9 protein-coding genes are annotated in these 13909 nt (G+C 40.4%); 6 read left to right on the top strand and 3 right to left on the bottom strand.

The window, feature by feature from the left end; genetic code table 11:
• Positions 1–47 precede the first annotated feature (47 nt).
• The 3 genes from C825_RS03315 to C825_RS03305 all read right to left on the bottom strand — a co-directional run bounded on the left by C825_RS03315 (position 48) and on the right by C825_RS03305 (position 3189).
• The gene (locus C825_RS03315; RefSeq protein WP_009860765.1) at positions 48–791 is read right to left on the bottom strand and encodes an SDR family NAD(P)-dependent oxidoreductase; all 744 of its coding nucleotides are present in this window, start codon (positions 789–791) and stop codon (positions 48–50) included.
• Positions 792–1147: 356 nt separating this feature from the next.
• Positions 1148–2326, bottom strand: a complete 1179-nt coding sequence (locus tag C825_RS03310) for a MalY/PatB family protein (protein ID WP_009860764.1) — start codon at positions 2324–2326, stop codon at positions 1148–1150.
• Positions 2323–3189, bottom strand: coding sequence for a DUF3737 family protein (locus C825_RS03305; RefSeq protein WP_044215101.1), 867 nt, complete (start codon positions 3187–3189; stop codon positions 2323–2325). Before C825_RS03305 ends, C825_RS03310 begins: the two co-directional genes overlap by 4 nt.
• Positions 3190–3794: 605 nt before the next feature.
• On the opposite strand from C825_RS03305, the gene dinB reads away from it, so the two are divergent.
• The 6 genes from dinB (at position 3795) to C825_RS03275 (ending at position 13894) form a co-directional block, all read left to right on the top strand.
• Positions 3795–4886 carry a DNA polymerase IV gene (dinB, locus tag C825_RS03300; RefSeq protein WP_255217678.1) on the top strand — a complete coding sequence of 364 codons (1092 nt, stop codon included), beginning with the start codon at positions 3795–3797 and terminating at the stop codon, positions 4884–4886.
• Positions 4887–4925: 39 nt separating this feature from the next.
• Entirely contained in the window at positions 4926–5519 is a 594-nt protein-coding gene (locus tag C825_RS03295; protein WP_009860761.1) for an RNA polymerase sigma factor, read from the top strand.
• 71 nt (positions 5520–5590) lie between these two features.
• Positions 5591–6580, top strand: coding sequence for a FecR family protein (locus C825_RS03290; RefSeq protein WP_009860760.1), 990 nt, complete (start codon positions 5591–5593; stop codon positions 6578–6580).
• Between the two features lie 250 nt (positions 6581–6830).
• Positions 6831–10178, top strand: coding sequence for a TonB-dependent receptor (locus C825_RS03285; RefSeq protein ID WP_010801387.1), 3348 nt, complete (start codon positions 6831–6833; stop codon positions 10176–10178).
• A gap of 25 nt (positions 10179–10203) precedes the next feature.
• The gene (locus tag C825_RS03280) at positions 10204–11835 is read left to right on the top strand and encodes a RagB/SusD family nutrient uptake outer membrane protein (protein ID WP_009860758.1); all 1632 of its coding nucleotides are present in this window, start codon (positions 10204–10206) and stop codon (positions 11833–11835) included.
• A 1-nt stretch (position 11836) separates the two neighbouring features.
• Positions 11837–13894, top strand: a complete 2058-nt coding sequence (locus C825_RS03275) for a family 20 glycosylhydrolase (protein ID WP_009860757.1) — start codon at positions 11837–11839, stop codon at positions 13892–13894.
• Positions 13895–13909 lie beyond the last annotated feature (15 nt).

Raw genomic sequence — 13909 nt, 5'->3', positions numbered from 1 at the left:
CAAAAGTTCAATATTCTTCTTATTATTTGATGTTGTTTTTTGTAGATTTAATGAATCGTAAAGCCACCGTCTACCAGTAAAGCATGACCATGCACAAAACTGGAGGCCGGACTGCAGAGCCACAACACTGCATCTGCTATCTCTTCCGGCTTACCTAAACGTCCGGCCGGTATATCACGGACCAGTTCTTTTTCTAATTGCGGGTTTCTACGTATTAATTCTTCTGCCATCGGAGTAAGTATTACCCCCGGACAAACGGCATTGATCCGGATTCCTTTTGCTGCGTAGTCCATAGCTGCCGTACGTGTCATGCCAATAACACCATGTTTGCAGGAAATATAGGCAGCCTGTCCGGCGAAAGCTGTTACTCCTCCTTGCGAAGAGGTATTGACAATAGCTCCACCTCCTTGTTTTAGCATCTGCCCGATTTCGAATTTCATACAGTTCCATACCCCTTTGAGGTCGACTGCAACAGTACGGTCAAACTCATCGTCCGTAATTTCCGCCATCGGGCGTTGCGGTGTTTGAATGCCTGCATTGTTAAGTGCTGCATCCAGGCGTCCATATGTCGAGACTATCCAATCGATCATTTCCTTCACTGCCTGCACATCCGATACGTCACATTGATAAGCTACAGCATCATATCCGGCATCAATAAGTTTTCGAGCCTGCTCTTCCGGCTTTTGAATATCCGCCATTATAACGGTTGCCCCTTCACGGGCAAATGCTTCTGCACAAGCAAGTCCAATCCCCATTCCGGAGCCTGTAACCATGACAATTCTTTTTTCCATTGTTTTTCTGTTTTTATCTATGTTCAAAGATTTCTTTAATTTTACAGAGGCAAAGGTAAAGGCTTATGTTGCTTTGTTTTGTAGATAAATTACAGATGTTCTAACCTTGATTACAGATTTGTGGAGTAGATTACACTTCATCAATGCTTGAACAAGCAAAGGCAAAAGCCTCAGGAACGGGACTGGTAAGGAAGATGCAAACGTGCCGGTAGAAGGTGTTTATGACTTACAGGAACGATTCGAAGTCTGTAATAAAACAAACCTGAACATACATATTTTAGAAAACCACAATCATGATCTGAACTTTCAGGATTGGTTGATTCATAAAAAATGGTCTGAAGGATTTAGACTACTATTTAGTGTGGCAAAAGAATTATCTCTTTAAGGCCCCTCTTTAACCGGTCCAGACCGTCTATCAGCACCTGACGGGGGCAGGCTATATTCAGACGGATAAAACCTTCACCCGCCTCACCATACATGCTTCCTTCATTTACCCAAAGCTTTTCGTCTTTCAGAAGTATTTCCACTATCTCTTTCGAACGCCGTTTCAGTATCGAGCAATCCACCCATACCAGGTATGTGCCTTCCAGTATCACTACAGGGAATTCCGAGAGGTACTCATTGAAGTAGGTTTTCAGATAACTGTAATTTATCGCCAGATAATGTTTCAATTCTTCCAGCCATTCCTCTCCGTCGTTGTAAGCGGCCATCAGTGCTTCCACTCCGAACGGATTCACATCACAAACTTCGTTGATATTGATGGCTTTGTCTATTTTCATACGCATATATTCATCAGCCGAGATAATATTGGCAATCTGTAGTCCTGCCAAGTTAAATGCTTTGCTTGGAGACGTGCATGTGACGGAATGCATCAGGAATTCTTCCGAGATAGAAGCGAAAGGAGTATAGGTATGTCCCGGATAAACCAGCTCACAATGAATCTCATCCGCTATAACAATCACATCGTTGCGGAGACAAATCTCACCGATACGTGTCAGTTCCTGCCGGGTCCAGACTCTCCCTGCCGGATTATGGGGGTTGCAAAGAAGTAACAGCTTTACTTTCGGATCAGAAGCTTTTTGCTCCAATCCGGCGAAATCGATACGGTAAGTTTCGTTTATATAAAGAAGGGGATTTTCCACTATTTCGCAACCATTATTGCGGATGGAAGAGAAAAAACAATTATAAACCGGGGGTTGTACCAGAATGCAGTCTCCCGGAACGGTGAGTGCCTTGATAACGGCTGACAATGCCGGTACGACGCCCGAAGTATAAATAATCCAGTCTTTTTCAATCTGCCAGCCGTGCCGCCGGGCAAACCAATCCGTTATTGCCTCATAATAAGCCGGAGGCACTTTTGTGTAACCGAAGATACCGTGTTCCACCCGTTTGCGCAGAGCCTCCACCACAGCGGGAGCCGTACGGAAATCCATATCGGCAACCCACATCGGCAGAACATCATCGTTGTGTGCCATATCCCATTTGTAGGAATTGGTAGCACGCCGGGGAGTTATTTTATCGAAAACATATTTCATGCGCTGAAGCAAGTTCTGTTGTCCCATAATTTCAGTTCGCAGTCGGCAGGAGCTTTGATATTTCTATCAATGATGATCTCACCGTAACTCTCTGCCAGAATAATACCGGCACGCGGATTCTTCACGCTATGAACAGGACTGTTGATAGTGGCATCCACACTGCTATATTCAAAACACAGGTCGGCATCATCACCCATTATGCAATCCTCCATAATGAGATTATGGGCGTAACAGAGCGGTTGCGTACCTGAAATCTTACAGTTCACCAGCCGAAGATTGCGTGAATGCCAGCCTAGATACTCTCCATTCAGTTCTGAATCGTATACCGTTACATTTTCCGTATTCCAGAAAGCATCTTTCGAGTTGATAACGGCGTTGCGGATTTCCACATTTTTGCAGTACTGGAAAGAATAATTCCCATTCTGGCTATAGTTCTCGATACGGATATCCTCACTGTGCATGAATAGATAATCGGCCTTGTCTATCTGTACATTTTTCAGTGCCACGTTGCGGCATTGCCACAGGGTTTCCAGGGCATTGGGAAGTTGTACATTTTCCAACCTGATTCCGTCCATTTCACGGAACATCTTCGGGGCCTCTACTACCGTATCCGTCATTTGGAGATTTTGGGAATACCACAGGGCCGCCCGTGCTCCCTCCGTAAAAAGGCAATTCTTTACAATAAAGCCATTAGTATGCCAGAAAGGATATTTACCTTCAAACCGGCAGTTCACGGCAATGATATTACTGCATTCTTTCAGTGCGGACTCGCCTGTATGAATGGTTACATTTTCCAGTTGCAAGTCGTGTGTAGCGAATAGAGGACGTTCGCCTCCGAATTCTTTGTTTTTAATTATTTCCATGATATAATATTTAATTGTTTCGTTATTCATTTTATAATTCCAGTCCCATTCAATAGGCATTGTCAAGATGTTTTAGGAGGATTATCTAACTATGTTGTTTCTACGTTGCAAAATTACGGGAAGAAAAAGACTTCCTTTGTAGATAAATTACAGACATCACTACCTCAATTACTGATTATCTCTTTATTCACGGAATGATATTCGCCTTTCACCCAATCCAAATCTTCCACAGTTACTTTTCACTGTCTTCTGAATTATTTTTCCGTTTCACATAAATAATCGTTCGACATATGTTCTTTATTCATTCGACAGTTATCGAATGATTATGCGACAGATGTTAAATGCATAAAGAATAATTGTCGAATGAAAAGTTATTTTAAACCAATAATAACCATACGATTAAAAAGAAAATATATATATGTTTGCGACAGTATTAGAGACACCTAATTTTGTTTTTTTGTAGGCTCTCATGTTCTTTTTGGTGTTCTTAACTAAAACAAACGCTTGAAAATCTGCAATTTAGCCAAAAGAAGGTTGTGTCCCTACGGTATCTCCTCCCTTTTACGTATCTTTGTTTAGGAAAAGGAGGTTATACGGAACGTAAAATCATACATATAGATATGGATGCATTCTATGCATCGGTCGAACAGCGGGATAATCCAGAGCTGCGGGGAAAAGCGCTGGCGGTCGGTTATTCGGAAGAGCGTGGTGTGGTTGCCGCGGCCAGTTATGAGGCACGTAAATACGGTGTCCGTTCCGCCATGTCGTCACAAAAAGCCAAGCGTTTATGCCCTCACCTGATTTTTGTACCGGGCAGAATGAGCGTATATAAAGAAGTTTCTTCACAAATCCACGAGATTTTCCATGAGTATACGGATATCATCGAACCGCTTTCGCTGGATGAAGCCTTCCTCGATGTGACGGAAAATAAAAAGCAAATTCCCCTGGCGGTCGACATTGCCAAAGAAATCAAACAACGGATAAGACAAGAACTGCATCTGGTCGCCTCCGCCGGTATTTCATACAATAAATTCCTGGCTAAAATCGCCTCCGATTACCGTAAGCCGGACGGCCTTTGCACCATCCATCCGGCTCAGGCACTCGACTTTATCGCCCGGCTACCCATTGAGTCATTCTGGGGTGTGGGCCCGGTCACTGCCAAGAAGATGCACACATTAGGCATTCATAACGGTGCCGAATTACGGGATTGTTCGCTGGAAATGCTGAGCCGCCAGTTCGGTAAAGCAGGCAGTCTGTATTACGAATGTGCCCGAGGAATAGACCTTCGCCCGGTCGAAGCCGTCCGTATCCGTAAATCCGTCGGGTGTGAACATACATTGGAAAAGGATATTTCCCGTACCTCTTCCGTCATCATCGAGCTTTATCATGCTGCCACCGAATTAATCGGCCGCCTGCAACGGACAGGCTTCAAAGGGAACACCCTGACATTAAAAATTAAATTCCACGATTTCACCCTGAAAACGAAAAGTATCACGCAGCCCCGTGAACTCACCACCCTGAATGATATTCTTCCCCTGGCCAAACAACTGCTCAGGGAAGTGGATTATGCAACCAACCCCATCCGGTTAATCGGCCTTTCCGTTTCAAATCCTTTGGAAGAACGTGAGGAAACAGAAAGAAAAGAACGGTGGGAACAGTTAAGTTTGGAGTTCAGCGATTGGAAAGTTTCATATTAAAGCTATATTTGCACAGAAATCTAAAAGGGATACTATTATATGCACAAGCGGTTCCTCTCCATATCCGGGCAAACCGATGACGAGTTACTTATTCTTTTGCAAAAAGGAAATGAGAGGGCTTTTACTGCTATTTATGAACGCTACCACAAGCTGCTCTATGTGTTGGCATACAAATATTTAAAAGATAATGACACCGCCAAAGACGCTGTCCAGCAGATATTCCTGAAACTTTGGGAATCGCGTTCCCTGTTCAGCATCCATATCAACCTGAGAAACTACCTGTACACCATGTTGAAGAACCATCTCCTGAACGAGATACGCAACAACTACACCGCTCTGGAGAAGAATTACGAACTGGCACAGGAAACAATCGAATATGAAAACGAAATATTATCGAAACTGGAAGAGAAGGAAATGACCGAGCAACTGTACCGGGCCATCGACGGCCTGCCGGAACAAAAGAAAGCAGTCTGCCTGTACAAACTGAAAGACAGTTTATCCAACCAGGAAATCGCAGAAAAAATGCAGATATCCATACCGACTGTCAAAACCCATTACTCGCAGGCTATCAAGCTGCTCCGTGAACATTTCGATAAGTTACTAATCCTATTGCTCTCCTCTCTTTTCTCCTGAAAAGAAAAAAAGAGTAACAAACACTCATACCATCCACCCAGTTATGTGTCAATTAAGAAAACAGGAATAAAATGAAAACACCAGATAAACATATCATCGACAGGACCCTCAACAACACGGCCACCCTGGAGGAAGCCCGCCAGGTAATCCGCTGGTTCTCCACCCCCGAAGGCACAAAATATCTGTCCTCCTTAATGGATGAGGATGCAGAAAAGATACAGCCGGGCAACGAAGAACTGTATGCTGAACGCAGCATCCCTTCCGATGAGATGTATCAGTATATCATGAAGAGAATCCAGCTCCGGAAAAGGAAACGGATGCTTTTCCGGGCAGCCGCCATTCTCATTCCATTGCTATTATTCCTCGGTCAATTCTGGTATATAGATAAACGTATCGACCTATTTGCCGATTCCGGCTACGAAGAGATATATGTTCCCAAAGGTGAACGTATGCAACTGATTTTCCAGGATGGTTCCAGGGCCATGCTCAATGCCGAGACACGCATCAAATACCCTCGAAAGTTCGGTTTCAACGAGCGTAAAGTCGAATTGGAGGGAGAAGCGTTTTTTGAAGTGTCTCCAAACAAAGATCGCCCATTTATTGTAGATCTGAAAGATGTCAGTGTAAAAGTATTAGGTACAACATTTGATGTAAAAGCATATATTACAGATCCGAATATTTTTGTTTCACTGGAAACCGGGAAAGTAGCACTAGCTAACAATACTCGTCCGCTTGGTCATCTAAAACCGGGGGATAAAGCAACATACAATCGTAAAACAGGCTTATGTAAAATATCCAGACCCGAAAACATAGAACAGAACTCTGCCTGGAAACAGAATCAGATCATATTCAATAATACTCCTCTATCTGAAGTCATAGAAACCCTGTCACGCTGGTATAATGTAGAGTTCACTGTTGTGGATTCTTCTGCTCTATATTACAACTATACATTGACTTCGACCAATCAAGAACTTCAGATAATACTTAAAGATCTTGAGAAAATAACGCCGATACAATTTACAGAGGAAGAAGGTATTATTAAAATAAAAAGAAAAAAATAAGACATTTTACATTTCTGACTCATACTTTTTCTCTTATCATGTGTCTATTATACAAAGCACTGGTAAGACTCATTCTTATCAGAGGAAATCGAGATAAGACTATTTTGTTTAACGACCTTTTAAAATAAAGACTGTATGAACAACACAACCTAACAAGCTCAAAAAACAACCGGAAATGTCCCCACATTCCCGGTTATTCGCAGTACTGAAATTTAGTTCAATTTCTAATACATTAATTCATTTCAAAAGTATGAAAAAAAATTATTTGTGCCTCATATCCAGGTACCTTTTAATATTAATTGAGAAAATTCCGAATGCAATGAAACTGACATTCTTTTTTCTGGTTATTTCTTTGTTAACTTTCACAGTAAAGGCTTCTGCTCAAAAAGTGTCTATTTCCTTTAATAATGCAAAGGTAGAAAAAGTACTATCTTCCATTTCCAAGCAAACAGGACTTAGTATAGCATATAGCAAACAGATTGTAAATCTGGACAGAAAAGTTAGTATTAAAGTTGAAAATGCAAATGTTAATCTGGTATTGGAAAAACTTATAGCAGATACTAATTTAAATTATGAAATCAAAGACAACAAGATCTATCTTTTCGAGAAGGAATCGGACGGATCGACTCCCGTAACGACACAAAAGAAAAAAATAACCGGAGTTGTTACCGATTCCAACGGAGAGACGATTATTGGTGCTAACATCATCATTAAGGGAACAAACATCGGTACAACTACAAATATCGATGGTAAATTCTTTCTGGAAGTCTCCCCAAACGATCTGTTAGTGGTTTCTTACTTAGGCTATGAGTCTCAGACTATCTCTGTCAGCAACAAAACGAATTTTACAATTAAACTGTCTGAAGATCAATTAGCATTAGATGAAGTTATCGTTGTTGGATATGGTGTTCAACAAAAAGCGAATCTATCCGGAGCTGTAGCCCAATTAGACAGTAAAGAACTGAGCAATCGCCCAATCACAAACATCTCATCCGGCATTCAAGGATTAATGCCCGGTGTAACCGTCACGACGTCAGAAGGACGTCCAGGACAAGATAACGGTTCAATCCGCATACGTGGTGTAGGGACATTAAATTCTTCAGACCCTTATGTTCTTATTGACGGAATAGAAAGTGGCTCTATGAACTCCATAGATCCGAATGACATTGAAAGCATCACTGTTTTAAAAGATGCTTCTTCTGCTGCAATTTACGGTTCCAAAGCATCGAACGGTGTTATATTGATCACTACTAAACGAGGAAAAACCGGTAAACCTCAAATATCTTATAATGGATATGTTGGGATCCAAAACCCTACCGCAATGATCGATCTTCTATCTTCGGCTGATTATGCAACATTATACAACCAGGCATTAACGGCAGAAGGAAAAAATCCCCGTTTCGATGAAAAAGAAATTCAGAAATTCAGAGACGGCTCAGATCCTTACAAATATCCTAACACGGACTGGCAAGATCTGGCATTCAGGACTGGGGTACAACATCAGCACAATGTAAACATTAGTGGAGGTACCGATAATATAAGATATCTGGCATCTGTAGGATATTTAAATCAATCTGGGATTCTGAGAAACTCCTCCAGAAACCAATTCAATGCACGGACAAATCTGGATATAAAACTTTCAGAAAAATTAAATGTCCGAATGAATATGGCTTATTTTAATAACACATATTCTGATCCAAATAGTTGTATTATCCCAGGTAATTCGAATTTACTGATTCGTGAAGTAAATATTGTAGCTCCCTGGATCCCATACAAAAACGAAGATGGAAGTTATGGAACCGTTTCAGATGGAAACCCTATAGCATGGTTGGATATGGATCAAACAGTAGACAACAATATCCAGAATTTCTCCGGAACTGTAGCTGTAGATTATCAAATAATTGATGGGCTTAAGGCCTCCGTACAAGGAGCATATATCACAAATAACCAGCACTACAAATCGTTTGTAAAAGATATACAATATAACCCGATTAAATATCACGGTCCGAACGAATTAACAGAAACTGTTTATAACTGGAACCGCTCCAATCTGGATGTGCTATTGAATTATGATAAAAAGCTCAACCTACATGGACTAAAAGTATTACTAGGTTATCATTTGGAGAAATATAATTATTATGAAAACACAATGTTCCGTAAAAGTTTTCCAAACAACGATCTTACAGATATGAATGCAGGTACAGCCTCTACACAAACCAATGGTGGTTTTACACGCGAGTTAGCCATGTTATCCTATTTTGGACGTATCAATTATGATTACGACAATAAATACTTATTCGAAGCAAACATCAGAGCTGATGCTTCTTCCCGCTTCAGCCCAGATAATCGTTGGGGATATTTTCCTTCTTTATCAGCTGCCTGGCGCCTAAGCGAGGAAGATTTTATGGAAAACACGAATGAATGGATGAACAACCTGAAAATAAGGGGTTCATGGGGCTTTCTAGGAAATCAGAATGCACTAAATGATTATTATCCATGGATGAATACCTATTCTATTGGGGCTAATTACCCGTTCAATAACAATTTATCAACAGGATATTATCAGAAAAACTACAGACTTGCAAGTATATCCTGGGAAAAGGCACGTACATGGGGCATTGGTCTTGATATGACCTTAATGAATAAAATAAATTTCTCTATGGATTATTACGACCGCAAAACGACGGATATCATCATGGATGTTCCTGTTCCCTCTGAATTTGCACTAGGTGCATATAAAGATAATGTAGGAGCAATGGTTAACCGTGGTATTGAAATTGCACTTGGATACAATAACAGATGGAAAGACTGGAGCCTGTCTGTTAACGGTAATTTTACATATAACCGGAATGAGATCATGAATTTGGGAGGTGTACAACGTATGATTAACGGAAATGATATTAAACAAATAGGTTCACCGATTAATTCATACTATGCATACAAGGCTGTTGGATTTTTCCAGTCAGATGCAGAAGCACAAGCATATATGGATAAATACAAAGGGAAAGAGGGTTATCCGTTTACATCAGACTTCAAAGCTGGAGATATTATATACTCAGACACAAACGGAGACGGAAAAATGACCTCAGAAGATCGCGTTATTTGCGGTAGTAAAGACCCCAAATTCACCTATGGGTTAAATATTAATGCAGGATGGAGGGGTTTTGACCTTTCTGCCATATTTACAGGAGCTGCCGGAGTTTCCCGCTTCTTCAACACACAAATGTATGGTGAATTTTCCGGAGATACCACTCATCCGTCTACAGCATGGTTGGATGCCTGGTCTACAGAAAACCCTGATGGGAAAATGCCCCGGGTTGCAGTAAACTCACCCAGTAGCTCTATGAATACAGTCTCTACATTTTGGATACAAAATGCAAACTTCCTCAGAATGAAAAGTATTCAGCTAGGTTATACATTTCCCTCTGAATGGATAAAACCATCAGGATTATCCAACTTGAGAATATACTATTCCGGTGAAAATCTTTTTACAATCGATAATTTAATGATCAATGTAGATCCGGAAGCTCCGGAGGGACGCGGATCACATTATCCACTGGTACAAACTCATTCTATCGGTGTTAATTTAACATTCTAAATTACATAACTATAAATTATACATCATGAAACATTTATTATCATATATATTGATCAGTTCTACCATTGTTGTATCTACTACATCCTGTTCTGATTTTCTCGATACTGCACCTTATGATGCATTATCTCCAGCTACTACCTGGAATAGTGAAACTGATGCCAGAAGTTTTGCTGTCGGTTGTTACAATAAATGGCTTGACGGATACACAATTCTCTATCAGGACTGCGCTTCCGATATTGGTTACAATAATTTCCCCTGGGAAAAATGGACAGTACACGGAAATGGAAAGCTCAGTGCTTCCAATACTGGTGCCAGTTTCTACGATTTCACAACAATTCGTCGTTGTAATGATTTCCTGGAAAACATAGAAAACATATCATTTACTGACGAAGCGGAAAAAAAAGACTTGATTTCCCAAATAAGAGCAATACGGGCCTATAAGTATTTTGAAATGAACTTCTGGTATGGTGGTGTTCCCATTATAGCATCCTATACTACTGCTGAAGAAGCAAAAGTTCCCCGTAATACGGAAGAAGAAGTAAAAAAATATATTTATGATGAATTGGATGCTTTGATCCCAGACCTGAAAGAAACACCATCTGAATCGGGGAGAGTGGCTAAAGCTACCGGTTTGGCAATCAAAATGAGATCTGCTCTCTACTGGGGAGATTATCAACGTGCTAAAGATGCTGCTCAGGCAATTATAGACATGAAAAAATATGATCTGCATCCTAACTATGCAGAGCTATTCACATTAAAGGGGAAAAGTTCGAATGAAATAATTTTGTCTGTGCAATATCTCGAAAACCTCCAAGGATTAGGAGTTATCGGACAAATGTATAACAACGTAGATGGAGGATGGTCGTCTATCGTTCCAACCCAGAATTTAGTAGATATGTATGAAATGAAGGATGGATCGACAAAAGAGGAATCAGATATATACGACCCTAAATATCCCTTCAAAGATAGAGATCCTAGAATGGAAATGACAATTTTGTTCCCTGGACAAATGTGGCAGGCGCAAGGAAAAGATGCTGTAGTTCTTAATACTTTAGACAAAGAAATTAATGGCATCAGCAATGACAATTATCCTGAAGGATTAGATAATGCATCTAAAACGGCTCTTTCATGGTCTAAGTATCTGGCACCAATGGATCAATATAGCAATATATGGGACACAGGTGCTTGCCCAATCGTATTTCGCTATGCGGAGGTTTTACTTTCCTTTGCTGAAGCAGAAAACGAACTGAATGGTCCATCAGATGATGTGTATAAAGTACTGGACAAAATCCGTGCCCGAGTAAGCATGCCGACTGTAAACCGGACTAAGTACGGAACTAAAGAAACACTTCGAGAACTGATCAGAAGAGAAAGAACAATAGAATTGGCAGGAGAAGGCCTTCGCAAAGCAGACATCCTCCGATGGAAAGATTCCTCGGGGAAAATGCTGGCAGAAAACTTGCTGAATAGTAATTTATACCGTATTACGGGGACAATAAATTACAACGAAGCAGATCCATATAAAAGAGCTGTAATCGAACCAGGAGTTTTATCTCTGATCGAAACCCGGAAATTCGCTCCTTACAATCGATATTTGCCTATTCCACAGTCAAGTATTGATAAGAATCCGAATCTTAAACAAAATCCAGGTTATTAAAATGAAGATACAGTTAATTGCAATCATGCTATTACTCTTATCCAATATCAATGGAAAAGAGCTTGACAATGTATTCCAACTAGTACCTACACCTCAAAAAATAGAAGTAAAAGGAGGAAAGGCTTTACATTATGGAGAGTTAACTTATTTAATATCCACCCATAATAACAAGATTCCGGTGCTTCCCCCCATATTAGATGCTTTGCCACAAACTGAAAAACCAGGTAAAGGTGTACAATTAATAATTACGGAAGAGGGAGTTCCTTCTTCCGTTGAAGGGTATGTATTAGATATTAGTTCAAAAGGAATTACTATAGCATCCAAAGATAAAGCTGGAATTTTTTATGGTTGTCAAACATTGGAGCAGTTATTGGAAGATAGTCGGGATTTCAAACGCAGTATTCCAGAAATGATCATCACTGATTATCCAATCTTAGCTTACAGAGCCATTCACTTCGATACAAAACACCATCTAAATCGGATGGAATATTATTACAAGGCGATGGATCGGTTGGCCAGATATAAGATCAATGCTGTAATTTGGGAACTGGAAGATAAACTCCGCTACATTCGCCGCCCGGAAATAGGAGCACCTAATGCTATCAGCAAAGAAGAAATGATAGCCCTTTGTCGTTATGCACGAGATAGAAATATTGATGTTTCACCTCTTGTTCAAGGTTTAGGCCATGCTTCTTATATTCTGAAACACCATTGGGAACTACGGGAAAATCCGGCAAGCGACAGAGACTTTTGTCCTGCAGATCCCAGAACGTATGAACTCCAATTTGATTTATACCAGGATGCCATCGAAGCAATGCCCTATGGAAAATATCTTCATATAGGAGGAGATGAAGTTCAGTCTATCGGTATTGATGAACGATGTAAAGCTACAGGAAAGACTCCTTTTGAATTACAAATGGATTGGTTGCAAAAAACATGTAGCTATGCGACAGAGCATGGACGCACTCCTATCTTTTGGGATGATATGCCTCTGAAGCACGCAGGTTTATGGAATATTCTCCAAAACGATACTCTTCAAGGGAAAGAATTGGATATTCAATGGAATACCCAGAAACTTGATGAAGCTATTAATCTATTTCCTAAAGATTGTATTTATATGCGTTGGAAATATGAACAAGCCGTGACTCCTATCCATCAGAAACTTTTAAATTGGTATAAAGAAAAAGGCCTGAAAGTAATGGCAGCAACAGCCGCCGCTACCGGAAACAGTCTTTACCTTCCCAGAGAAATTGAAAGGACAGATTTCATAAAAGGGTTCTGTGGTATCACTGCAAAAAATAATTTGACAGGGATTCTGGCCACAACCTGGGATGACGGTTCGCCACATGCAGAAGCCGTATGGCGTGAGTTTATTGCTCTGGGAGAATATAGTTGGAACCCTACCGGCAAAGACAGGAAATCTTTCAGCCTGGCACATGGTCAAAGAGAGTTCGGCTTTTGTCCGGCTGATTCATTAACGGAATTTATAAATGATCTGAAAGCTTTAGCAGACTTTTTTGACGAAGCGCTGGTCACAAGTGGAAGAAGAAATCCGGCATGGGGTGTTACGCCTTTTACCTTATTAGATATGCCTGATCCTAATAATTCGGGAAAATGGAGTTTAAATAACGATAAAAGGGTGAAAGATGCAACAACAGCAATCAAAAGATATGAAAAGATTGATTCTATCCTCAATCTCGGGGAAAAAGTTGCTCTAAGAAACAGATATACACTTCAAGTATACAGACAAACAGCCCATTTGTTCGCATTTTCTGCAAAAGTTATAATCGCTCTTCATAAATATGATTTAGCAAGTACTTCTGTACAAAAAGAGCTGGCTCTTTCCGAAATAAACAACTTATGCAATTATTTCAATGTAATGAGAAGTCAATTTGAAAATGTTTATTCTGAAATACGCTTCCTATCCGTAGCAGACGGCTATATAGAGGAGGTTGATTCTAATAAACATCTTTCGGCAAGGACAAATAATAGTGACTGGATGTTTTACTTTGAAATTCCGATGGTAAAACAATTGAAAAAATGGATTTCTAATTTATAAAAATACGGGGGCGTA

Origin of the sequence: Parabacteroides sp. ASF519 (assembly GCF_000364265.2) — a bacterium.
GTDB lineage: Bacteria > Bacteroidota > Bacteroidia > Bacteroidales > Tannerellaceae > Parabacteroides > Parabacteroides goldsteinii.
The sequence above is the reverse complement of the archived record's forward strand: the minus strand, read 5'-3'. Positions and strand labels throughout refer to the sequence as shown.

Excerpts from the sequence above, each read along its gene's own strand:
- C825_RS03315 (WP_009860765.1), bottom strand. The coding sequence starts at position 791 with ATGGAAAAAAGAATTGTCATGGTTACAGGCTCCGGAATGGGGATTGGA.
- C825_RS03310 (WP_009860764.1), bottom strand. The coding sequence starts at position 2,326 with ATGAAATATGTTTTCGATAAAATAACTCCCCGGCGTGCTACCAATTCC.
- C825_RS03305 (WP_044215101.1), bottom strand. The coding sequence starts at position 3,189 with ATGGAAATAATTAAAAACAAAGAATTCGGAGGCGAACGTCCTCTATTC.
- C825_RS03295 (WP_009860761.1), top strand. The coding sequence starts at position 4,926 with ATGCACAAGCGGTTCCTCTCCATATCCGGGCAAACCGATGACGAGTTA.
- C825_RS03290 (WP_009860760.1), top strand. The coding sequence starts at position 5,591 with ATGAAAACACCAGATAAACATATCATCGACAGGACCCTCAACAACACG.
- C825_RS03285 (WP_010801387.1), top strand. The coding sequence starts at position 6,831 with ATGAAAAAAAATTATTTGTGCCTCATATCCAGGTACCTTTTAATATTA.
- C825_RS03280 (WP_009860758.1), top strand. The coding sequence starts at position 10,204 with ATGAAACATTTATTATCATATATATTGATCAGTTCTACCATTGTTGTA.
- C825_RS03275 (WP_009860757.1), top strand. The coding sequence starts at position 11,837 with ATGAAGATACAGTTAATTGCAATCATGCTATTACTCTTATCCAATATC.